Source organism: Hydrogenovibrio sp. 3SP14C1 (assembly GCF_029625905.1).
Classification (GTDB): domain Bacteria; phylum Pseudomonadota; class Gammaproteobacteria; order Thiomicrospirales; family Thiomicrospiraceae; genus Hydrogenovibrio.
Genome location: NZ_JARTLM010000001.1, coordinates 40,089 through 63,123, shown reverse-complemented (window position 1 = coordinate 63,123; position 23,035 = coordinate 40,089). Strand labels below are relative to the sequence as shown.

The window sequence follows — 23,035 nt, the reverse complement described above, 5'->3', positions numbered from 1 at the left end:
CAATAAACATGTTGAACGTTTTTTTAAAGTGGCGTGGGCACTACATTTGGCTGATGTTGCTCACGAGTTCGATTTTCGCAGATGACGCTAAGCCGGTCAAACCAATGAATTCTGCATCAAAGGCGGTCCCTGTCATCGCCTATAGCGTGAAGCCGGTGAGTATACCGGTGAACTTAAAGGTATTGGGAACGCTGCATGCAAAAGAGTCCGTCGACATTACCGCTAATGTCACGGAAATTGTTCAAGCGATTCATTTTAAGGACGGTCAGAAAGTTCGGAAAAGTCAGTTGTTGGTTGAGTTGAATTCGCAAGAAGAGTTGGCGTTATTGGAAGAAGCCAAGGAAGCCACTGAAGAAGCGAAACGTCAATATAAGCGAGTGAAAGAAATTGAAGGGCGCGGATCTGTCACCCGTTCTTTGATTGATGAGCGTTATCGTTTGTGGAAGACGACGGAAGCGAAGCGAAAAGTGATTCAAGCACAATTGGCGGATAGAAGAATTTATGCACCGTTTGCTGGTCAAGTTGGTTTTCGACAGTTAAGTGTGGGTGCTTTGGTGCAGGCCGGAACAAAGATTGTGAGCTTGGATGACACCAGCCAAATGAAACTGGATTTATTGCTTCCGAGTCGATATTTGTCCAATTTAAAGATAGGACAAGCGGTTGAGATAAAAACCAACTCTTATCCAAAACGTCGTTTTAAAGGAACGCTAAGAGCGATTTCTCCACGAGTTGAATCCAATTTGCGCATGATACAGGCCAGGGCGTTAATCGTGAATCCGAAAGCGGAATTGAAAACCAATATGATGGTGCAGGCCTTTTTGCACTTGCCGCCACAAGCCAAATTAATGATACCTAACAGCGCGATTCTGATGCTGGGAGATCGTCAGTTTGTTTATCGTTTAGTCCCTTCCGAGAAACCAGAAATCTATCATCTTCAGAAAGTGGAAATTGACACTGGCGAAAGAAAAGCCAAACTTACCCAGGTGTTAAAGGGACTTCAAAAAGGCGACCTTATTGTCAGCCAGGGGTTGATGCGAATTTCGTTGAACAAACCCGTGCAGATTAAAGCAATGCAGTCGGGACAATCTCAAGCGGATTTGCTTAAGAAATCGTTGCCTAAAAGAGAGATGCCCTAATGTGGTTGTCTGATACATCGATTAAGCGTCCGGTTTTAGCAACCGTGGCATCCTTATTATTGGTAGCCTTTGGGTTGATGGCTTTTGATCGCATGAGTTTGCGAGAATACCCGAATGTTGATCCGCCTGTTGTATCGATTGAAACCACTTATTTGGGCGCTTCTGCCGAGGTGGTTGAAAGTCGTATTACTAAGCAGATTGAAGATCGTATTGCGGGGGTTTCGGGCATTGAATATATCTCCTCTCAATCCACTGATGGTCGGTCGAATATCACAGTGGAGTTCAGTATTAATCGAGATATTGATGCCGCTGCCAATGACATCAGAGATCGAGTTTCACGGATTGCCGATAACTTGCCCGTCGCGGCTGATGCGCCTGAAGTTGAAAAAGCCGATGGCGATGACAGTCCTATCATCTGGTTCAATTTGGCTAGTGATCGTATGACCATTCCAGAGCTAACGGATTTTGCCGAGCGTTATATTGTGGATCGTTTTTCTGTACTGGAGGGTGTTGCGCGTGTTCGTGTCGGAGGTGGGCAGTCTTTTGCCTTGAGGGTTTGGTTAAACCCTCAAAAACTTGCGACTTATGGTCTTTCGTCCACTGAGATTGAAAATCAGATTCGTGCTTCAAACATTGAGCTGCCTGTGGGGTCGTTACAGGGCGATGATGTGATGTTGACGCTGCAAGCCGAAAAACCGCTTCAGAGTGTTGAAGATTTTAAGCAACTGGTCATCAAGCAAAATAAACAAATCGGTCAAATCACATTAGGGGATGTGGCTCAAGTTCAGATGGGGGCGATAGAACGGCGTCGTTTCTTTAAAGGGAATGGCATGCCGATGGTCGGGATTGGTATTATCAAGCAATCTAATGCCAATACCTTGACGGTGGCGGAGCTGGCTAATCAGCGCAAAGAGGTGATTAATAAAACCTTGCCGGAAGGCCTCAGCTTAGAAGACAGTTATGATGCGTCTGTCTTTGTGCACCAAGCCGTGAATGAAGTGTTCAAAACGTTGTTCATCGCCTTAGGGTTGGTGGTATTGGTGATGCTGGTGTTTTTGAAAAATGTACGGGCGGCTTTAGTGCCTGCTGTCACATTACCGGTTTCATTAATAGCCACTTTCTGGGTATTGTGGATGCTCGGATTTTCGGTCAATTTGCTGACGTTATTGGCATTGGTGTTGGCAATTGGTCTGGTGGTGGACGATGCTATCGTGGTGCTTGAAAATACCCAAAGACATTTAGATTTGGGATATAAACCCATTGCCGCTGCCTATCTCGGAACCCGGCAAGTCGGCTTTGCCGTGATTGCGACCACCGTGGTATTGGTTGCGGTCTTTTTACCGATTGGGTTTTTAGAAGGTAATATAGGCCGACTTTTTTCAGAGTTTGCCATAACCTTAGCGGTTGCCGTACTTTTTTCAAGTTGGGTCGCGTTAACGTTATCTCCCGCGCTCGCTTCAAATATTCTATCTGCATCAAAGCCTAAAAAAACAAATCCGCTCAAAAAAACACATTCACGGCATCGGTTTAAAAAATTGCTGGTTAAGAATTTACGTCACCCGGTTTGGGTGTCGCTGATTTTTATCGGCGTGGTGGCATCTATGATTTTTTCTGCGCAAAAAGTGCCGCAAGAATACGTGCCTAAAGAAGATCGTGGGGTGTTTTTTGTCATGGTGAAAGGACCTGAAGGGGCAACCTTTGATTATATGCAAAGCTATATGAATGAAATTGAAAGCCGGTTGATGCCTTTATTGGAAAAAGGTGAAGTGAAACGCTTGATTGTTAGAGCACCCCGTTCATTCGGGTCTGGAGAGGTCTTTAATTCAGGCTTTGTCATTGTGGTGCTGGATGACTGGGCGCAACGACGATCCGGGTTTGAAATCATGCGTTCGGTTCGAAAAGATTTGGCAGACCTTACTGGGGTAAAAGCTTTTCCTGTGATGCGCTCGAGTATTGGAGGACGTATTCAAAAACCGGTGCAATTTGTCATTGGCGGACCCAGTTATGAAGATTTGGAACAATGGAAAGAATTGATGGATCAGGTGATCGAGAAAACCAATCCTGGGCTGAATAGTTTGGACTGGGATTATGAACCCAGTAAACCACAACTCAGACTCAAAGTGGATTATGCACGAGCTCGCGCATTGGGTATTTCCCATCAAGATATTACAGAGACGTTACAGATTTTGCTTGGCTCAAAAAAGGTGACCACGTTTCAGTATGACGGAGAAGAATATGACATTTTGCTGAAAGCGGACCCTAAATGGTTTAGGGCTCCAGATGACTTGAATCAAATTTATTTGAACGCCGAGGACAGTGAGAAAATGATTCCGTTGTCGAGTCTGGTTTCAATGACCGAGGATGCAACGGCTTCAAGCTTGAATCGATATAACCGAGTGCGAGCGATTACCCTGTCAGCCAAACTAGATGATGATTTATCGCTGGGCCAGGCATTAAATTATTTGAATGATTTAACCCGTAAGACGCTTCCCGCAGAAGCCACTATTGATTACAAAGGGCAGTCCAAGGAATTTCAGACCGCAACCGGTTCGCTTTATTGGGTCTTTTTATTTGGTGGGTTGGTTGTCTTTTTAGTATTGGCGGCTCAGTTTGAGAGCTTTATTCAGCCTTTTGTGATTATGCTGACAGTGCCATTGGCATTTGCAGGCGGCATTTTTGCTTTATTGTTTTATGGGTTAAGCCTTAATATTTACAGCCAGATAGCTTTAATTATGCTGCTCGGCTTGGCAACCAAAAATGGCATTTTAATCGTAGAGTTCACCAATCAATTACGCGATAAAGGATTGCCGGTTTACCATGCATTAGTGTCGGCAACACAGTTACGATTACGACCGATTGTGATGACGGCTTTTACGACCTGTGCCGGAACCATTCCTTTGATATTGTCAGAGGGAGCGGGGGCAGAAACGCGCCAGATATTAGGGTACGTATTGTTGTGGGGGGTAATGTTTTCAACGTTGTTGAGTTTGTTTGTGGTGCCCGTGGCGTATGCCATGGTGGCAAAAAATACCGGTTCGCCATTGGCTAAGACTCATGCCCTTAAGCAGGCATTGTCTAAGCCATAAAAACGGTTAAGAAAAGGCTATTTGCGTGTTTTAAACTGGCCAATAAGCGTTGAAAGTTGGGCAGCATAGTTGTCCACTTCCTTACTTGCATTGTCAGTTTTAGCGGCCCCTTGTGCTACGGTTTGTGCAATGTCATTAATTTGATGGACACTGTTGTTAACAACTTCGGTTTGCTGACGCTGATCTTCTGCTGAATTGGCAATTTGATTGTTCATTTCCGTAATGGTGTTCACCGCAGCGGCAATGTGTTTAAGGGATTCTCCCGCTTCATTTGCCTTTTTAACACTTGAACAGGCTTGTTCTCTTCCTTTGTTCATGACGTCCACAGCTTGTTGGGCAGCCGTTTGTAGATTGGCAATCATGGATTCAATTTTCTTAGCGGATTCTTGTGTTTTACTTGCCAGGGTTCGAACTTCATCAGCAACCACAGCAAACCCGCGACCATTCTCCCCTGCACGAGCCGCTTCGATGGCAGCGTTTAGGGCGAGTAGATTCGTTTGTTCGGCAATGTCTTTAATAACATCCAAAACAGTGGCAATATTTTCACTGTCTTCTTTCAGTAATTGGATGGCATTTGCCGTTTTTTCGACTTCATCAGCCAAGGCTTGGATCGAACTCACGGTGTCTTGTACCACCATAGAACCGTCATGTGTGGCGGTATTGGCTTTTTCAGCCGCTTCAGAAGCAGCAAAGGTGTTATTTGACATGACCGTTACGGTATCAGTCATTTTGCCAATGGCCGAGACAACCATTTGTGTCCCTTCTTGTTGGCGACTAACCCCGTTTTGGGTTTCATGGGTAACCGAAACCATTTCATTAGCAGATTGATTTAAATGGCTTGAAACGTCAGAGATTTGACTGATCATCTTTCTGAGGTTTTCGGACATCAGGTTAAAACTATTTGCCATGTCACCAATAAAGTCAAAGCTGATCAGACTGCAATTGTGAGAAACATCGTTGTTACTGATCGCATTGGCAACCTCTCCGATACGCTTTAGGCGATTCAAAAGCATGTAGTTTAACAACCAATAGTTGAAAACCCCGATACTGATCCCGGCAATAATACAGGAGAGAACGAACCATGCCAGCATGCCTTCTTTCCATTCAACGAATAGGTTGGCAAACAATGGAAATGAAACGCCCATAAAAAAGCCGAAGCCGAGGAATACAAGCAGCATCTTTCTTAAAATGCTGGGTTTGTTATAGTTCAAAAATGCCATATTAAAATTATCCATCTATTTTTGGTTAGCCATGATAAAGCAATTAGCTTGCCAGCATGATCAAGAAAAAGTAAGGGTGTATTAATAATTGTTATTTGTAATGCTTTTGACGTAAAAATTTTTAATTGTAACGGGGGGGTTATTTATTTAGAATGAAACTGGACTTTAAAAATAATGTTGTTAACAAGTTGTTTCTTATCGATATTTTAAAATATCGAATAGCTAGGAGGTAGTTAGTTATGGCACATGACAATACAGTTCATTCGCACCAACATCAAACGGATATGCCTAAAGGTGAAACGATGATTTCACATGAGGTTCAGTTAAATCAAATTGGCGACTGGTTAAGAAAAGGGTGGCAAGATATAGCCCATGCGCCACTGGGTTCTCTTTTTTATGGCTTGTTGTCGATGCTTCTTATTATGCTAACGATGGCTTTTTTTGAAGGTTCCCCGCCTTTGATGCTAATTGCCGGCGCGGTTTTTATCTTTATTATGCCTTTTTTGGCGATGGGGTTATATTTCATTGCCTATCGTTTGGAAAAAGGGTTATCTCCTAGTGTGATTCGATCACTTTTCGCATGGCGAGGAAATGGTTCTAATATTGCCTTATTTGCTTTGACGTTGGGAGGGATTTTAAGTTTCTGGCTGATGATGGCGATTGTAATCGCTGGTGGAGCAAGGGCAGAGGCACTATTGATTGTTGATACCAGTGAAGGCGTTCTGGGGTTTTTGACTTCTGAGGCTGGCTTGGTGTTTTTAGGTGGTTTTTTCTTACAAGGCGTCGTTGTTTTGGCGTTAGTATTCACGATCAGCGTGGTTACGATGCCTTTAATGTTGCGTGATGAAAAAGTGTCCTTTATTCCTGCAATGATTATGAGTTATAAAGTTACGATGGAAAATAAAGCAGTGATGGCTGTATGGGCAATTGTGTTGGCTGTACTAGCATCGGTTGGGATTGCGACGATGGGGCTTGGCTTAGTAGTAATTATGCCGTTATTGGCTTATGCAAGCTGGCATGCTTTTAATGACTTAGTTGATATTCGACAAGAATCCTAATCAGTTTTCCTACGCTAAACCGTAAAAAAGCCCTTTTCAGTAAAGGGCTTTTTTATGCCTGTCATCATCAAAATGACCATTTGCGCCAATAAATTTTAAATGCTGCCAGCGTGAGTAGGGTCAGGCTGATCGCTTGTATCCAGATAGGAAGCGTCTCATGGTTCGCCTGCATATTATTGGCGAGATTCCATTGCCATTGCGTTAATAAAGCATCGAAAATCAATCCTGCTGCTAAGGCAGAAACAATCGTGCCGATGAGGTATAGCAACATGGTTCTTCGTCCTAGCAACTCAGCAATAATTCCCAAGGTGCCGATGTTGGTCGCTGGGCCAGATAATAGGAAAACCAAAGCTGTGCCTGGAGAGATACCCGCCAAAATTAACCCAACGGCAATAGGTGTAGAAGCGGTGGCGCAAACATACATTGGAATGCCGATTAATAACATGACAATCATTGCCAGTAGCCCTGAACCCCATTGAGTTAAAAAATCTGTCGGAATATAGGTTTGTACGATGGCGGCAAAAACTAACCCGACGGTTAGCCAGCCGACGATGTCTGCTAGCATGTCATCGAAGGCATAGCGAATGCCTTGCCAGGAACGTTTGAGCCAGTTCCTTTGAGGGATTACAGATTTTCCTCCACAGCAGCTTGTGGTCGTTTCTTCAGGGGGTGAATCACAACAAGAGGTGTTCGTTTGGCAGCAACTGGTCGAGACTTCTATTGGTTGTTCTTGAGATATGGAAGACCCTTCTTTGCCAAAAAGTAACACTAATAAGCCGGTGAAAAACGCTGAAAAAAGCGCACTAATCGTTCTAACGATTGCCATGACGGGGCCCATTAATGCATAGGTGACACTGATGGAGTCAACGCCCGTTTCAGGCGTGGAAATTAAAAAAGACACCGTAGCCGATTTAGAGGCACCTGCTTTTCTTAACCCAACAGCAGCAGGCACAACGCCACAAGAGCACAAAGGTAAAGGCGCGCCAAATAATGTGGCTTTGGTAATGGCGCCTAAACTATTGGCCTGTAAATGTTTATTGAGAAAATCGATGGGCAGTAATGTTTTGATGAGCCCGCCCAACACTAACCCCAGCACTAACCATGGTGCCGACTCTAGTGCTAGAGATAGAAAGTTCTGGAATAGGATCATTGGCTTCTCTCAAGTGAAATCTTTTAGCAAGCCTACCCAATTTGCTGTCAAAACTCAATTACATTGATTATTTAAACCGTGGGTATCACTTGTTATTTAGGAGAGAATGGTTTATTTTGGCGCTCCGATTTAAAACGGTTTTTAATCACACAGAGAGTTTATGTCCGATTCGAAAGATGCCAATGCCTTATCCCTTTTACAAACCGTTTTTGGGTATGATGCTTTTCGTTCTCATCAAGCCGAAATTATTGATGATTTGGTTGCCGGGTCAGATTGCTTTGTGCTGATGCCAACGGGCGGCGGAAAATCGCTCTGCTATCAGATTCCGGCTTTGATTCGCCCGGGAACCGCCATTGTGGTGTCTCCGTTAATTGCGTTGATGCAGGATCAAGTCAGTGCCTTGAAAGCCAATGGGGTGAAAGCGGCTTACTATAATTCCACGTTAGATTATGAATCGGCCGATCAAGTCTTGATGCAACTGCACACGGGGCAATTAGATTTATTATATGTGTCTCCAGAGCGCTTACTGAACCAAACGTTTTTTCAACAGTTACAACAGTTGCCGATTGCATTATTTGCGATTGATGAGGCACATTGTATTTCACAATGGGGGCATGACTTCCGACCCGAATACAGCAAAATTGGGCAACTGCGAGACTATTTTCCACAGGTACCTTTTATTGCCTTAACGGCGACGGCCGATGCCGCGACCCGTCAGGACATTTTACAACGCTTGAATTTGCATCAACCTCATGTGCATGTCAGCAGCTTTGATCGCCCAAATATTCGGTACACCGTGTTTGAAAAACGTCAGCCGATGAAGCAGTTGCTCAGTTTTTTGGACGCTCGGCCAGGCCATCAAGAAAGTGGTATTGTGTATTGTCTCAGCCGAAAGCGCGTCGAAGAGGTGGCATTGCAGTTGCAAGATAGGGGCTATCGTGCGAAAGCGTACCATGCAGGCTTGCCCGGTGACATTCGACAGACCGTGCATCAGCAGTTTATTCGAGATGAAGTCGATATTGTGGTGGCCACCGTGGCCTTCGGCATGGGGATTGATAAACCGAATGTGCGGTTCGTGGTGCATTATGATTTGCCGAAAAATATCGAAGGCTATTATCAGGAAACCGGGCGAGCCGGTCGTGATGGATTGGAATCGGAAGCGTTATTATTATATGGCGCACAAGATATTGTTACGGCACGTCATTTTGTCGAAAACAACCCGAATGAAGAGCAGCGGCGCATTGAAAACTTTAAACTAAGTTGTATGGTCGATTTTGCCGAAGCGCAATCTTGTCGCCGCAGTGTATTATTGAATTACTTTGATGAAAGAACCGATAATGCGTGCGGGAACTGCGATATTTGTTTGAATCCGCCACGGTTTTTCGATGCCACGGTTGCGGCGCAAAAAGCGCTGTCTTGCGTCTATCGGCTCGATCAAGGGTTCGGGGTGCGTCATGTTATTGATGTTTTGCGAGGGATGGAACATGAACGCATTCGCCAGTTGAATCACCAAAGCTTGAGCACCTATGGCATTGGCAAAGAATATTCGGCCGTGGAATGGGACAGTATTATTCGCCAGTTGATTCATTTAGGGTACTTGGTGCAGGACATTCAACATTATTCCGTGCTCAAACTGACCGAAAAAGCGGGTGACATTCTCAAGGGAAAAGTGGCGCTGCAATTGGCCTTGCCTCGTAACAAGGTGGGCAAATCGACTCGTGGCGGTCAGAAAAATAAAGCCGACTTAACGGCAGATGAACTGGAACGCTTTGAAACCTTACGCCGTTTGAGGAAAGACATTGCTGACAGCGAAGAGCGCCCGGCTTATCAAGTATTTGGCGATGCCGCTTTGATTGAGATGGCAAAAAAATGCCCTCAAAATGATTCAGAGCTGTTGGCGATCAACGGAGTAGGCGAAAGCAAATTGGCAAGATATGGCTTTGAATTCCTCAACCAACTGCGTCAGTTTGATTAATTATGGCCAGGCCTGGTCATTTTTATGAGATGATTTTAATAATTAGGTCAATATAAAGAAAAGAATCGATGCATATTTGGGTGGATGCGGACGCTTGTCCGGTCGTGATTAAAGAAATTTTATTTAAAGCTGCACAACGGGCCAAAGTCCAAATGACGTTGGTGGCCAATCATACGATGCGGATTCCAAAATCGTCTTATATTGATTTTTTACAGGTCACACAAGGCTTTGATATAGCGGATAATGAAATTGTGAAACGTCTGTCGGATAACGATCTGGTCATTACGGCCGACATTCCTCTGGCCGCAGAAGCGATTGAAAAGGGTGCCATTGCTCTCAACCCTCGTGGTGAACTCTATACCACGGAAAATATTCGTGCACGTCTCAATATGCGAGATTTTATGGACTCGTTACGCTCCAGCGGTGTCGATACCGGTGGCCCTCCACCACTGAATCAAAAAGATCGTCAAGCCTTTGCCAATAACTTGGATCGGCTGTTAACACGCTATGCGCGCCAGCGCTGATGCCCGTCGCAACTCTGGTTACTGATTTAACAAGCCTTGCTTAAACCTTTCTTCAGGTTTCCATACTCTTCTCAAGGTTACTCAATCGTTCTGAAATTCTTTATCCCTATAATTTGAATGGAAATTAAAGCCCATTTAATAGGGTTAAAAATAAAATTTTAGGACTGAGGACAAACTAAGTGAACTATTCAAAAATAGGGTTAGCCATTTTGGCGGTAATGTACGCTTCGGTCTCTTTTTCAGAGACCTCTTTAGACGCCATTACGGTCACAGCGACCAAAGAAGAACGTAAAGCGTTGGATGTGTCCCAAAGCGTGGACGTTGCCGACCGGCAAGCCATTGAAGATAAAAATGCCCGCAACATTAACGATGTGATTAAAACCATGCCTGGGGTGATTGCGGTGAGTAAGAACGGTGGTTACGATTCTCGTTTGATCATTCGAGGAGCTGGGTTGAAAGCGCGTTATGGTGTGCGTGAGATCATGGTGATGAGAGATGGGGTTCCAATGACGGACCCAGACAGCTTTACACGGTTCGATTTTATTGACATCGATGATATGGAGTCAGTAGAAGTCTTTAAAGGTCCCGGTTCCATTGAAGCCGCGAATGCCAGCGGAGGGGTTATTTCGGTCCGATCTATTTCTGTATTTGATGATTCGAAAGACTATTTTAAAGTGGGTGCCGGTTCTGAAACCAGCCGTAATGCGGCGATTCATAAAACCTGGCAGGCTGGCGATGATGACAATTTTTCCGTTCAGATGTCTCGTCGGCAAACAGATAATAACTGGCGCGAACATAATCAGTTTGACACCACGCAGTTTTCGGTGAAGCAAGGACACTTTTTTGCTGATGACAGCACCTTAGAAACGGAAATCAGTTACCAAGAATCCAATATGCAATTACCGAGCTCCTTGAATGAAGATGGGTTTGCCTATTATAAGGACACTGGAGAAACCTTAAATGATAAAGATAATACCGGGTCGGTTTGGTCGCAAAGCGCTCGCGACAGTAAGACATTGTTCTTCAACACCCGTTATAAAACCGATTTAGGCAATGGACTTAAGTTTAATCCCCAATTTTATGTAAATAAGTGGGAACATTTTCACCCGGTCACCGGTTTTATCAATGATTCAAAAAACAACTATGTGCTTGGAACGGATTTAATGTTCAGTCGTCAACACTTAGCATTTGGCAAGCCCTCAAGCCAAGTGTTCGGGGTGACGATGCGAGCCGATATTCGAGATAACAGTAAAAAGTATAAATATCAGGATATCACGAAAATTCCATCAGGGCGGATTACCCTTGTGTCGTCAGATGCAAAAGGTGACTTAGCACAGGTTGAGGATGCGAGTAGCCAATTGAGTGGGGCTTATTTCCAGCAAACGGTTTCTTTAACGCCAGACTGGACGGTGGAAGCCGGGCTGCGCTATGACCACTTGAATATGGATATTTCGGGTCAACAATATTATGCCTTCGATTATGCTTCAGGTGGCTATAAATCCGGTGATGGGGCTTATTCCTATAAAGCCAGTTATGACCTGTTTGCGCCTAAAGTGTCTGCCAATTATGCCTTAAATCAACAAAGTCGCCTTTATGGAACAGTCAGTGGTGCGCAACAGGCACCGACAGACAGTGAAGTCAGTGTCAATTACGCTTATGGTCAAGCTGAAAATCTTAAAGCCTCAACGGCACTTCAATATGAACTGGGGTATAAGCTGAATGCGACTCGACTGGCAACGACGGTTGCGGTGTATCAGATTGACTTAACCGATGAAATTGTCGGCGTGAAAGATGGTTGGACAACCTATTATGTCAATGCTGGAAAAACCCAAAAGCGGGGTGCGGAAGTGAGTGCTTCCTATCGCTTGACGCCTTCAGTAACCGTTGGAGGGAGTGCAGCCTGGCAGAATTATGAATATTTAGAGTATGCCGATAGTGGTAATGATTATTCTGGTAATAACGTGCGTTTTATTCCAGAACAACAATATAACGCTTTTGTCGGGTACCAATCGAATGGTTGGCAAGCGCGAATGGAAGCCTTAGGGTTTGGGAGTTATTACATTGATGATGCCAATACCGAGAAATATGATGGGTATCATATGGTGTCGAACATGATGCTGGGGTATGAGATGAAAAAGCATAAGTTGCAGTTAAACGTAAACAATGTCTTTGATATGCGTTATGCCGAAGAAGTCTCGAAAGATACGCGTGGAACTTATGCCTACACGCCTGGTGCCCCCAGAAACATTCAGCTAAATTATCGTTATCAGCTCTAAGAAAAAGGTCATGCAAATAAATAACTTATTAAATTGGCCTGTTTTGGGCACGATTTTCCGTTCTCCATTGTTATTGAACACTTTGCGTGTCGCGGTACTCGCTTTGTTTGCCAGTGCGGTTTATTTTGGCATCACGTATCCGACGGAGACGGAAAACCCCTATACAATTGCCATCTTTTGGTCTCTTTTTTGGCCGTTCTTTTTAGTGGTGTCCATGGTGACGTTTGGACCGCTTTTCTGTGCGGTTTGTCCGCATAGCTTTATTGGAAAGTACCTTAATAAAATCGGTCCGCAGAAGTTGATGCCGAATTGGCTACGGCATCGTGGTTGGGGACTTGGGCTGTTAGTGTTGAGCTACTGGGTGCCGGTCTATGTCTTTCCGGATTTCTTAAAAGTGCCTTATGTCAGTGCGATGTATTTTCTCGTGTTGACAGTCATCGCTTTATTAGGGTTTTATTTGTATCGTAATATGGACTATTGTCGCTACGGTTGTCCAATCGGGTCGGTAATTAAGTCTTATGGCAAGGTCAGTTTTGCCCGCTTGGAAACCCAGTCGTCCGACTGTCAAACGTGTCGAAGTTTTGATTGCGTGAAAGCCTGTCAGTGGAATCTTCGCCCTTATTTATTTGAAAAAAAGAATAATATGCAGGATTGCACCTTGTGTATGGATTGCGCGCAAGCGTGTGATTCGGTGCAGTGGAAGGTATCTTCTTTTGCCAAACAAGTGATTCAACCTGTGAAACAGTTGGATCGTATGACCATTTGGGTCTTTATTACGCTTTTGGCGGTCATTACGATGGCGATGCGGTTCCATCATGCATTAGGCCACAGCCCGATTAAAGAAAGCCTGCCTTGGTTCCAAGTGGGTAATTGGTTGGAAACGGTGATGCCCGTCATTCCGATGATGGATTGGGTCGGGTTAGTTGCGCTGTTGATGGCTGTGGGAATGACCTTTAGCTTAACGTTAGGTGGCATGTGGTTGACCAGCCGATTCACGCAAATTGATTTTTGGAAAGTGTTTGAAACGGCTGGATTAGCTTTTGGGTCCTTGATGTTGATTGGTGCGCTCAGTCATATAGGCAGCTTTTTCTTTATTCATTATGCGCCAGATTTAGGCAATGCTTATTATTGGTTAATCAATTCAGAGTCAGTGATGAAACCTTTAGCAAGTCATCGAGATGGCTGGATACATTTGTTTAACTTGTTCAATTTCTTGGCAGTGATTGTGAGCAGTGTGATTTTGTATCGGAAGCTGAAAAAACTCAACCTGTCTGGCTCTCGATACGGGGTGGCTTACCTTTCATCGGGTTTGATTATTTGGGTGTATTTAGGGTTGGTTGTTTTAACGCTCTGGGCCAGAGCGCAGTAACCATTAGAGTCACTCTTTATTTAAAAAAAGGCGCTATCAGGCGCCTTTTTTATTTTAAGATAGAGCAAGACCGATTGAGTAAAGGTGTGTTCGGGGAGGCTGATTTTATGATGGATGAAAAAACGATACAGTGTCCTTATTGTTGGGAATTCATTACAGTTTTGGTGGATACGAGTGTTTCGCAACAGGATTATATTGAAGATTGTAGTGTGTGTTGCCACCCGATCCATTTTCATGTCATAGTGAACGAAGATGAAACTATTGAGATAGATGCATTAAGCGAGGATGAAGTCTGATGACTTTGAATTTAGCAGATTTAAGGCAGCGTTATTTAAAAGATGGGTTGGATGAAAGCAATACCGATGACAACCCGTTCGTGCAGTTTGAAAAGTGGTTTCATCAGGCACAGAAGTCAGAGTTGTTAGAGCCAAATGCGATGGTGCTGTCTACCGTGAATGAGGATAGCCAGCCCTCGACTCGAACCGTTCTGCTCAAACAGTTCAGTGATGATGGATTTGTTTTCTTTACCAATTACCGAAGTCAGAAAGCAAAAGACATTCAATACAATCCTAAGGTGGCCTTACACTTTAACTGGTTGGAACTGGAGCGTCAGGTCAAAATTCAGGGGGTCGCGACAAAAATTTCATTAAAAGACTCCATGCGTTATTTTGCTTCCCGGCCGAAAGGGAGTCAGATCGGTGCCTGGGTAAGTCATCAAAGCCAAATCATTTCATCAAAACAGTTATTGCTATCGCAATTCGAAAAGATGAAACAGAAGTTTCAATCCGGAGAGATTCCTTTTCCAGATTTCTGGGGAGGGTATCTCGTGGTGCCCCACCAAATTGAATTTTGGCAAGGCGGGGATAATCGTCTGCATGACCGTATTTGTTATACCTTGGAAGAAAACCAATGGGTCAAACAACGCCTGGCGCCTTAAGAGGGGGTGGTTTTTTGACAAGATTGGATTTGAATCCATTGGTCTTGCTTAATGCCGAGCTGTTTTGCGGCCTTAAAATATAAATCACATTGCTTTTGGCTTGGGTGTTTTTGTCGTGACAGAATCCAGGCATAGTCTTTTGAGGGGCCGACAATCAATGCCATTTGGTAGTCCGAGTCCAGTTTGGCAATATGGTAACCGCCATAGAAAGGGCCGAAAAAAGAGACTTTCAAGCTGCCTACGTTTTCGGAATCGAGAAAATACGCTTTGCCGATAGCTTCTTTCCATTTATTTTTGTCACTATTCCAACCGCGATTAATGACTTTAACACCGCCGTCATCCCGACGAGAATAGGTTGCTGTCACTTCGGTTAACCCTGCTTCGAAAGAATGGTCCAGTCGGGCAATTTCATACCAGCGTCCTAAGTAAGACTCGAGTTCAAACGGGCTGACGGGGGTGATTCCTTCAGGTACTTGGGTGCATCCATTGAGTAGAAAAAGACCTAACACCCCTGTCGTTTTTGTCAACCAATCACGAAACCGCATGACCCACTCCAAATTTGAACTTAATTGAGACGTGTTAACAACATACCGTGCCCAAGAAAGGGATGCAAGTGTTAAAGTTTTCCAGCCGCCTTTAGCGCTTTGATGGCGTAAATGTCATAACGTGTATTCGGGCTTTGAATGGCAGCATTCGGTTGAATTCCCCCTAGAGTGGGCGCATTTTTAGGGCGCTTGACCACAACCCGTTTTTGCGCAATATGGAGTGCCGCATCGAGAAGGGTTTCACTGTCCATGTCAGGGCCAACCAAGTGTTGCAAGGCTTGCATTTCTTTTTTGGTGGCAGCGGTTTTTTTCTTTTCCGGGTACATAGGATCAAGATAGATAACATCGCAGGCGGGTTTTTGAGTTGTTAAATATTGGGCGGCATCTTCATTGATTAAGCTGAGCCGATTGACTATTTTATGAATTTCTTCCGGAGTCTCATTTTGTTGGGCACGTTTTAACGCATCCTGTAACAATGCGGCAATAATCGGCGAACGTTCAATCATGGTGACCTCGCACCCCAAGCTGGCAAAGACAAAGGCATCTCCTCCCATGCCTGCGGTGGCATCAACAATTTTAGGCTGTTCTGCGGCGAGCACGGCACGTGCTAGCGGTTGGCCTTTTCCACCACCGAATTGACGACGATGATTTTTCTTGCCGGTGACAAAGTCGATAGATACCGGACCGGTATTGGGTGGAAATAACGCCAGTTTATAGTTCGTTTCATCGATGTCATCGCCTGATTTTTTAACGTCTTGCCACCATCCCAGTTTCATTAATGGGGTGTTCTTTTCGATATCTGATGAAGAAATTAAAGGCAAGTTTAATTGCTGTGCTAAAGCGTGCGCTTTGTCCGGCAAAAGCTGGTCGTCAATCATGATGGGAAAAAAAGAGGTCTGCATCTGCTTATTATAAGAGGTTTTCATCGAAAGCAGGGAACTTGTTGACGGGGGGGATTGGATTAGACAAGGTGTGCTTGCCTAATCCGTTTTGCAGCAAGAAGATTACAAATCTTCACCGAAACCGAAGTTTTCGGTGACATAGTCGATGTCTTTATCGCCTCGGCCGGATAGGTTGATCAAAATGGTACTGCCTGGGTTTTCCTGTCCATGTTTCATTGCCCATGCAACCGCATGAGAGCTTTCAAGCGCAGGAATGATGCCTTCTTTGCTGGAGAGTTTGTAGAAGGCATCTAATGTTTCTTGGTCGGTCACGCCGTGATAATTCACTTTACCTTCCATTTTAAGGTGAGAATGTTCCGGGCCGACGCCTGGATAGTCTAAACCTGAGGCAATGGAATGAACGGGGGCGGGGTTTCCTTCCTCATCCGAAAGTAACATACACTTGAAACCGTGAATCATCCCAGGTTTACCATAGGTCATGGTGGCAGAGTGTTCGCCGAGTTTGGTGCCTTTTCCAAGCGGTTCAACACCGTTTAACGTTACGTTGTCATCGTCGATAAAGCCGGCAAACATGCCCATGGCATTGGAACCGCCTCCAACACAAGCGCCGACTTGATCGGGTAGCTCGCCAACCATTTCTAAAAACTGTTCGCGAGATTCATGTCCGACAACGGATTGGAAGTTACGTACCATCATTGGGAAGGGGTGTGGGCCAACGACCGATCCAATCGCGAATAACGCCGAGTCAGCTTGAGGCACATAAGACTGGAATGCTGAATCGACCGCTTCTTTTAGACTGCGGCCGCCAAACGAAACAGGGACAACATTCGCACCGAGTAATTTCATGCGAGTGACGTTTGGGGCTTCCTTCGCAATATCGATTTCACCCATATGGATTTCACATTCCATACCAAAGTATGCTGCTGCAGTGGCTAAAGCCACCCCGTGTTGTCCAGCACCTGTTTCGGCAATAAGTTTGGTTTTGCCCATATGTTTCGCCAAAAGCGCTTCTGCCATGCAGTGGTTTAGTTTGTGTGCGCCGGAATGGTTTAAGTCTTCACGTTTCATGTAAATATGCGCACCCACTTCTCGACTGAGGTTGTGAGCATAATAAACCGGCGTTGGACGGCCTTGGTAATGCTTGCGGATATACTTTAATTCATTCAAAAAATCGGCAGAACGTCCTAACGTTAAATAAGCTTGGTTGATTTCTTTGAAATGCGGTTCCAGTTCCGGGGGTAAAAACGCACCCCCAAATTCACCAAAATACCCTTCTTGATTGGGGAAGTTTTTAAGATAGGACATGCTTGCTCCTGTTTTTTTATTGTTCTAAGTGTGAAAATTAAATTAATTTGTAAAGCATACACTTTGCTTAAAACGATGCAAAGTATTTGCTTGTAAAAAGCCGCATTACTGAGGTGGGGTTGATTGTTGTTTTTGTTGTTGCTGATATTTTTTAATCACTTTTTGAGCGATTTGTTGTCCCCAGAGTTGACCCGCTACCATCGACTCTTTAGAGATCTGAGGCTGAACACGAATGAGTTTTTGTCCAACAGGACTTTGGTAAAAGGCATTGATGGCTTGCACATCCTGCTCGGTTAAATATTTTTGATAAATCGGAATAATCAGTTCATTGATCTGTTCGGCATTAATTTCTTTAAAGAAATCTTCCCAAAAACGATCAGGTGCTTCCGGCACGAGTTTTTTGAGCATTGGAATAATTTGTACAGCCATTTGCTTCGCCATGTTTTCGGCCCCAGTGGTTTGCATCAGCGTTTGAATGCTTTCTTTTGATGCGGGTTGAGGCGGTTCTGCGTTTGCATAGAGTGGCATGATGCTTAATAGAAATCCGATTGAAGCATGAGCGAGTTTGGAATAGGTCATAGGATTATCCTTATTAAATCTAGACAAAAGTTTAGCGGAAGCCAAGGCGGGATGACAACTTTTATCCCCCGTGCTCGTTTTAGTTTTTTCAGAAAGGACAGTAGATTCATACTCTAAGAGCGTTACAATAATAGTCTTCACATTGTTTGCAAAGTCTCTTTGTATCCTTGTTTTATTAATGCTTATGTTTTCTAAGGACTCTTCTTTTTTCTATGTTCGTTAAAGTTGCCGTGCCAGGTCCTTTTTTATCGCCTTTGGACTATCGAATTCACACTGAAGAAACTGACCGTCCGCTCGCAACATTGGCGTTGGATTTGGAGCCTGAAGAGCAGACAGCGTCTAAAGAGTCCTTTCTTCCTGTGGTGGGAGGGCGTGTCAAAGTCCCGTTTCGCAATAAATCTGTGATTGGGATTGTGATGGCATTGAGTGACGAAGTCGAAGTGGCGTCAGAAAAATTAAAAGCGCTGGAAACGGTCATTGATGAAACGCCTATTTTTTCAGAACAGGAAATGGCGTTATTACAATGGGCAAGCCATTACTACCATGAACCGATTGGCAATGTCGTGCAAACGGCTCTTCCCAAACGCTTGAAAGAAGGCGAAATGGTTGAAGTTGACGGTGTGCCTGCTTGGCAATTGACTGAAGCTGGGCAAGATGCGGCAAACAAGATATCGTCTCGGGCAACGCAACAGAAAGCGTTATGGCATGTACTGCAAGAACAAGATGAAGCGGTGACAGCGGAAAATTTAAATCGTTCCTTGAGTCAGTGGCGTCTGCCGATGAAACGATTTCAAGAGCAGGGCTGGGTAAATGAAACCGAAAAAAGCTGTTTACATGCGATGCCAGTGCGTGAAAAAACCGCCAGGCCTGGGCATATTTTAAATGCCGAACAGCAGATGGCAGTGGATGCGGTTTTAGCAACGTCCGGTTTTGAGGCGTTTTTATTGGAGGGTGTGACCGGCAGTGGCAAGACAGAAGTGTATCTTGGCATGATTGAGTCGGTCATTGCTCAAGGGAAGCAGGTGTTGGTGTTGGTACCCGAAATTGGGTTAACACCACAAACGGTCAAGCGGTTTGAAGCTTATTTGCAAGCACCCGTTGCGGTGATGCATTCTGGCCTCAACGATAAAGAACGTCATTGTGCCTGGTCGTTAGTGAAAACACATCAAGTGACTGTTTTGTTGGGAACACGTTCTGCCATTTTTACCCCTTTTGCGAATCTGGGGTTGTGCATTATGGATGAAGAACATGATTTGTCTTTTAAGCAGCAAGATGGCTTTCGATATTCCGCACGAGATTGTTTAGTTCGTCGAGCGCAATTGGAGAATGTTCCGGTGGTATTGGGTTCGGCAACCCCCTCTTTGGAAGCATTACATAATGCGTTGAGTGGGCGTTATCAGCATTTGCACCTGAAACAACGGGCAGGAGATGCCAAAATGCCGGAAGTGCAGTTGCTGGATGTTCGTGGGCAGGTTGAGGAAGAGGGGGTGTCACAGCCTTTGAAACAACAAGTTCAATCCCATTTGGAAGCGGGTGGACAGGTGTTACTTTTTTTGAATCGACGCGGCTTTGCACCGGTATTGATGTGTCATGACTGTGGCTGGCAGGCGGCCTGTCCGAGTTGCGATGCCAATATGACATTTCACCAGCAGGTGAATGAGTTACGCTGTCATCATTGCGGGTATCAAGCGAAAGCACCGCATGATTGTCCAAGCTGTGGCTCTGTTTCTTTTGTAAAGATAGGGCAAGGGACAGAGCGGTTGGAAGCGGTAGTGCGAGAGTGGTTTCCGGCGTATAAAGTGCTACGAGTAGATCGAGATACCACGCGCAATAAAGGCCAAATGATGGCGTTAACCGAACAAGCAAGTCAAGGGCAGGCAGATATTCTCATCGGCACTCAAATGCTGGCAAAAGGGCATCACTTTCCAAAAGTGACGTTGGTTGGGTTACTTGATATTGATCAAGGATTGTTCAGTTGTGACTTTCGTGCTGCCGAACGTATGGCACAATTAGTGGTTCAAGTCTCGGGTCGAGCCGGACGCGGCGAACGATCGGGACAGGTTGTGATTCAAACCCATCACCCAGAACATCCTTTGCTGAAAGTACTGGTACAGCAAGGGTATGAGGCTTTTGCGAAAGAGGCATTGAAAGAGCGCGATCAAGCGGATTTACCGCCTTTTCAGTATCAGGTATTACTCCGTGCCGAAGCGGTGGATGCGAATGCAGGCTGGACCTTTTTAAATGACGTTAAAAGTGCATTGAACTTTGCTAAAATGTCGATGTTGCGTTCGTATTTATCGGTAAGTGAACCCGACGATGTCAAGGCAGAAGCGTTACAGGGGTTAGAAGTTTTTGGCCCGGTAAGTGCTCCCATGCTTCGGCGTCAGGGCCGGTATCGTTATCAGCTGTTGATACAAGGTGTGCATCGTGGTTTTTTGCATCAATGGTTGGCTCAGGTTGAGACACACCTTTACACGTCAAATCAAGCTAAAAAAGTCCGTTGGTCGTTAGATGTTGATCCACAGGAAATGAGTTGAATTCCGCTAAAAAGTGGACTAGGAGAAAGCATGTCGTTGTTGATTAAACTGTTCAAAGCATTAAATGCAAATCAGTACCCCGGTCAAATTGCCCTGTCGTTTGTACTGGGAATGATTCTTGGGCTAACGCCGCTATTGTTCCCCCACAACCTGTTAACTTTGGCATTGCTCTTTATTTTAAGAGTCAATCTTTCAGCCGTCATCGTGTCGACGCTTTTCTTTAGTGGGTTAGCTTATTTATTGGATCCGGTCTTCAATCAAGTCGGTCTGTGGGTGTTGCAGCTGGAAAGCTTACAACCAGTGCTCACAGAGATGTATAACAATGCCTTCTGGCGTATTTTGCATTTCAATAATTCGATTGTGATGGGCAGTGTGTTGACGGCTTATCTTTTAAGTTTACCAGCTTTTTTCGTATTCTTAATGTTGGTCAAAGCTTACCGTGTAAGATTCTTAATATGGGTGAACAAATTTAAAATCGTTCGCGTTTTGAAAGGAGCCAAAGGCGCTAACTTCTTATCGGAGGTGATGAAATGAGTACCGAAAATCAAACAAAAGATTCAATTAAATCTCCGAAAGGCTGGATCAGATGGTCAGGCTTGGGCGTTTTTTTGGCCGTCATCGCTGGCATTGTCGCGCTTGGATATTTCAGTTTCACATTGGTTTTGAAGAATCAATTAGAGCATTATGCCTCTCAAGCCTGGGGCGCCAAAATCGAAATCGGAAGTTTAGATTTAGGATTGATGCCTTTGGAACTTGGCGTTCAGAATTTACAAATTACCGACCCTGATAAACCGATGGAAAATATTTTGGTGATTAAGCGCATTGGTGCGTCATTGAATTTTTATCATCTAGTCGTTGGCCGTACGGTGGTTGAGGATGTTTTTTTTAATGATTTGGCATTACATCAACCGCGAAAAACCTCTGGCGCTTTACCTAAAAAAGTAAAGAAAAAGGAAACAGGAAAGGCGGAGAATAAAGCCACCTCGAAAGGGATTGATTTGCCAAATATGGCGCTGCCGAATCCTGATGAGATTTTAAAACGTGAATCATTGCAGACCGTGGAAACCGCGAATGCCATTGAGCGTCAGTTAAAAGACGTCGACCAGGCCTGGGCAAAATTACAAGATAATTTGCCGGATGATAAAGCCCTGAAAGCTTATCAGAAACGATTGAGCGAGCTAACGCAGGGCGAGGTTAGCGATTATAAAAATTTTGCAGCGAAAAAAGAGGCTTTTGAACAGTTAAAATCTGAACTGGAAACCAAAAAACAATCAATCGAAAAAGCCAGTGATCTACTTAAAACGCAATTACCAAAGATTCAACAACAAGTCGTGGCGTTGAAATCGATGCCAAGCAAAGACTTTAATCGTCTGATGGATAAATATGCGATGAATCAAACTGGCTTGTCGAATGTAACGTATTTATTGTTTGGGCCACAGATTCAATCTTGGACCAATACCGGACTCAAGTGGTATCGCAAAGCGGAACCTTTTATTGCCAAGTTAAAAGAAATGCAAGCCGAAAGAGCTGCTGAAGAAGCTAAAGAGAAAGCGCTTGCACCCGTTCGGGCGTTAGGGACTGACGTGGCTTTTAAAGAATATGACCCTCAGCCCGATTTCATTGTGAAGCGGGTGAATGTGTCGGGTGATATGCAATGGGGGCGTATTGAAGGGAAAGCCTCCCAGGTGACATTTGATCATCCATCTTCTAGGTTGCCGATTCTGTTTAACATTAAGGCAATGCCTAAAGGTCAAACAACCGCATTGACAATCAATGGGCAAAGTAATTTTGTAAAACCGGATGCGCCCATCAATCAAGCAGATTTTTCATGGCAGGCTTATCAAGTCAAACAGTGGGATATTTTAAAAGACGATACATTACCGGTGACGATGAACCAAGCTGTGGTTGATGTGGCGGGTAACGTGTCTTTGGTCGGACTGGACAAGGTGGATGCGCTGATAAATTTAAACTATCAGAAAGTGGCTATGACCGTGTCTGGCTCAAAGTCTAAAGAGGTCAAGCGGTATATTGCGCCTATTTTTAAGGAAGTGAATCAATTTAACGTGAAGGCCGATATAGAGGGCAGCGTTACGGCACCGAATATTGGCGCAAAATCAAACTTAGATCAGTTGTTATCAAAAGCTTTTAATAAAGCGTTGAATAAAGAAGTTGCACAAGTAAAAACGCAATTGAGACAAGAGTTGAATGCACGACTTGAACAGGAATTAGGCCCGATTAACCAACAATTAAAAGGCTTATTAGGTGAGCAATTAGCACTCGAAAAAGACAGTCAGAATATTGAAAAAATGTTGAGTGCGAAACTCGAAGATCAAGTCAAAAAAGAAGCGGAAAAGGCCGTAGGTCAAGAGCTGAAAAAACTTTTTAAATTTTAACTACAGGTCTATCAACCAAGGATCGGTTTGTTAGAAAAATGAT

At 44.4% G+C, this 23,035-nt stretch carries 18 protein-coding genes; 12 read left to right on the top strand and 6 right to left on the bottom strand.

Annotated elements, in window-relative coordinates; all coding sequences use genetic code 11:
• The first annotated feature begins 8 nt into the window (after positions 1–8).
• Together P8629_RS00280 and P8629_RS00275 are read left to right on the top strand one after the other, a co-directional pair.
• Positions 9–1,136: an efflux RND transporter periplasmic adaptor subunit gene (locus P8629_RS00280; protein WP_278163374.1), complete on the top strand. Its 1,128-nt coding sequence runs from the start codon at positions 9–11 to the stop codon at positions 1,134–1,136.
• Positions 1,136–4,222 (top strand): efflux RND transporter permease subunit, encoded by a 3,087-nt coding sequence (locus tag P8629_RS00275; RefSeq protein WP_278163372.1) that lies wholly within the window; start codon positions 1,136–1,138, stop codon positions 4,220–4,222. The genes P8629_RS00280 and P8629_RS00275 overlap by 1 nt, the downstream gene beginning before the upstream one ends.
• Positions 4,223–4,239: 17 nt before the next feature.
• Here P8629_RS00275 and P8629_RS00270 read toward each other — a convergent pair whose 3' ends face one another.
• Positions 4,240–5,442, bottom strand: a complete 1,203-nt coding sequence (locus tag P8629_RS00270) for a methyl-accepting chemotaxis protein (protein ID WP_278163369.1) — start codon at positions 5,440–5,442, stop codon at positions 4,240–4,242.
• A 239-nt stretch (positions 5,443–5,681) separates the two neighbouring features.
• Here P8629_RS00270 and P8629_RS00265 point away from each other — a divergent pair, with 239 nt between their 5' ends.
• Entirely contained in the window at positions 5,682–6,500 is an 819-nt protein-coding gene (locus tag P8629_RS00265; protein ID WP_278163368.1) for a DUF2189 domain-containing protein, read from the top strand.
• 67 nt (positions 6,501–6,567) lie between these two features.
• On the opposite strand, the gene P8629_RS00260 is transcribed toward P8629_RS00265, so the two are convergent.
• Positions 6,568–7,650: an SO_0444 family Cu/Zn efflux transporter gene (locus P8629_RS00260; RefSeq protein WP_278163366.1), complete on the bottom strand. Its 1,083-nt coding sequence runs from the start codon at positions 7,648–7,650 to the stop codon at positions 6,568–6,570.
• A 160-nt stretch (positions 7,651–7,810) separates the two neighbouring features.
• Here P8629_RS00260 and recQ point away from each other — a divergent pair, with 160 nt between their 5' ends.
• The 6 genes from recQ to pdxH all read left to right on the top strand — a co-directional run bounded on the left by recQ (position 7,811) and on the right by pdxH (position 14,731).
• Entirely contained in the window at positions 7,811–9,625 is a 1,815-nt protein-coding gene (recQ, locus tag P8629_RS00255) for a DNA helicase RecQ (protein ID WP_278163364.1), read from the top strand.
• Positions 9,626–9,693: 68 nt separating this feature from the next.
• The gene (locus tag P8629_RS00250; protein WP_278163362.1) at positions 9,694–10,149 is read left to right on the top strand and encodes a YaiI/YqxD family protein; all 456 of its coding nucleotides are present in this window, start codon (positions 9,694–9,696) and stop codon (positions 10,147–10,149) included.
• A 179-nt stretch (positions 10,150–10,328) separates the two neighbouring features.
• A complete protein-coding gene (locus tag P8629_RS00245; protein WP_278163360.1) occupies positions 10,329–12,425 on the top strand; it encodes a TonB-dependent receptor in 2,097 nt (698 codons plus the stop codon).
• A gap of 10 nt (positions 12,426–12,435) precedes the next feature.
• Positions 12,436–13,794: a 4Fe-4S binding protein gene (locus tag P8629_RS00240; protein WP_278163358.1), complete on the top strand. Its 1,359-nt coding sequence runs from the start codon at positions 12,436–12,438 to the stop codon at positions 13,792–13,794.
• Positions 13,795–13,901: 107 nt separating this feature from the next.
• On the top strand, positions 13,902–14,090 hold the full coding sequence (locus P8629_RS00235; RefSeq protein ID WP_336618908.1) for a CPXCG motif-containing cysteine-rich protein: 189 nt from the start codon (positions 13,902–13,904) through the stop codon (positions 14,088–14,090).
• On the top strand, positions 14,090–14,731 hold the full coding sequence (gene pdxH / locus P8629_RS00230) for a pyridoxamine 5'-phosphate oxidase (RefSeq protein WP_278163355.1): 642 nt from the start codon (positions 14,090–14,092) through the stop codon (positions 14,729–14,731). Before P8629_RS00235 ends, pdxH begins: the two co-directional genes overlap by 1 nt.
• On the opposite strand, the gene P8629_RS00225 is transcribed toward pdxH, so the two are convergent.
• The 4 genes from P8629_RS00225 to P8629_RS00210 form a co-directional block, all read right to left on the bottom strand.
• Complete coding sequence (locus P8629_RS00225; protein ID WP_278163354.1) at positions 14,728–15,276, bottom strand: lipocalin family protein; 549 nt, start codon at positions 15,274–15,276, stop codon at positions 14,728–14,730. The two genes, pdxH and P8629_RS00225, sit on opposite strands and share 4 nt — an antisense overlap.
• A 71-nt stretch (positions 15,277–15,347) precedes the next feature.
• Positions 15,348–16,202: a class I SAM-dependent methyltransferase gene (locus tag P8629_RS00220; protein ID WP_278163352.1), complete on the bottom strand. Its 855-nt coding sequence runs from the start codon at positions 16,200–16,202 to the stop codon at positions 15,348–15,350.
• A gap of 78 nt (positions 16,203–16,280) precedes the next feature.
• On the bottom strand, positions 16,281–17,483 hold the full coding sequence (gene trpB / locus P8629_RS00215) for a tryptophan synthase subunit beta (RefSeq protein WP_278163350.1): 1,203 nt from the start codon (positions 17,481–17,483) through the stop codon (positions 16,281–16,283).
• Positions 17,484–17,588: 105 nt separating this feature from the next.
• A complete protein-coding gene (locus P8629_RS00210; RefSeq protein WP_278163348.1) occupies positions 17,589–18,062 on the bottom strand; it encodes a DUF2059 domain-containing protein in 474 nt (157 codons plus the stop codon).
• A 212-nt stretch (positions 18,063–18,274) separates the two neighbouring features.
• On the opposite strand from P8629_RS00210, the gene P8629_RS00205 reads away from it, so the two are divergent.
• The 3 genes from P8629_RS00205 to P8629_RS00195 are packed head-to-tail and all read left to right on the top strand — an operon-like array spanning position 18,275 to position 22,992.
• On the top strand, positions 18,275–20,599 hold the full coding sequence (locus P8629_RS00205) for a primosomal protein N' (RefSeq protein WP_278163346.1): 2,325 nt from the start codon (positions 18,275–18,277) through the stop codon (positions 20,597–20,599).
• A gap of 30 nt (positions 20,600–20,629) precedes the next feature.
• Entirely contained in the window at positions 20,630–21,133 is a 504-nt protein-coding gene (locus P8629_RS00200) for a DUF2062 domain-containing protein (protein ID WP_278163344.1), read from the top strand.
• The gene (locus tag P8629_RS00195; RefSeq protein ID WP_278163342.1) at positions 21,130–22,992 is read left to right on the top strand and encodes a TIGR03545 family protein; all 1,863 of its coding nucleotides are present in this window, start codon (positions 21,130–21,132) and stop codon (positions 22,990–22,992) included. The genes P8629_RS00200 and P8629_RS00195 overlap by 4 nt, the downstream gene beginning before the upstream one ends.
• Positions 22,993–23,035: the final 43 nt, after the last annotated feature.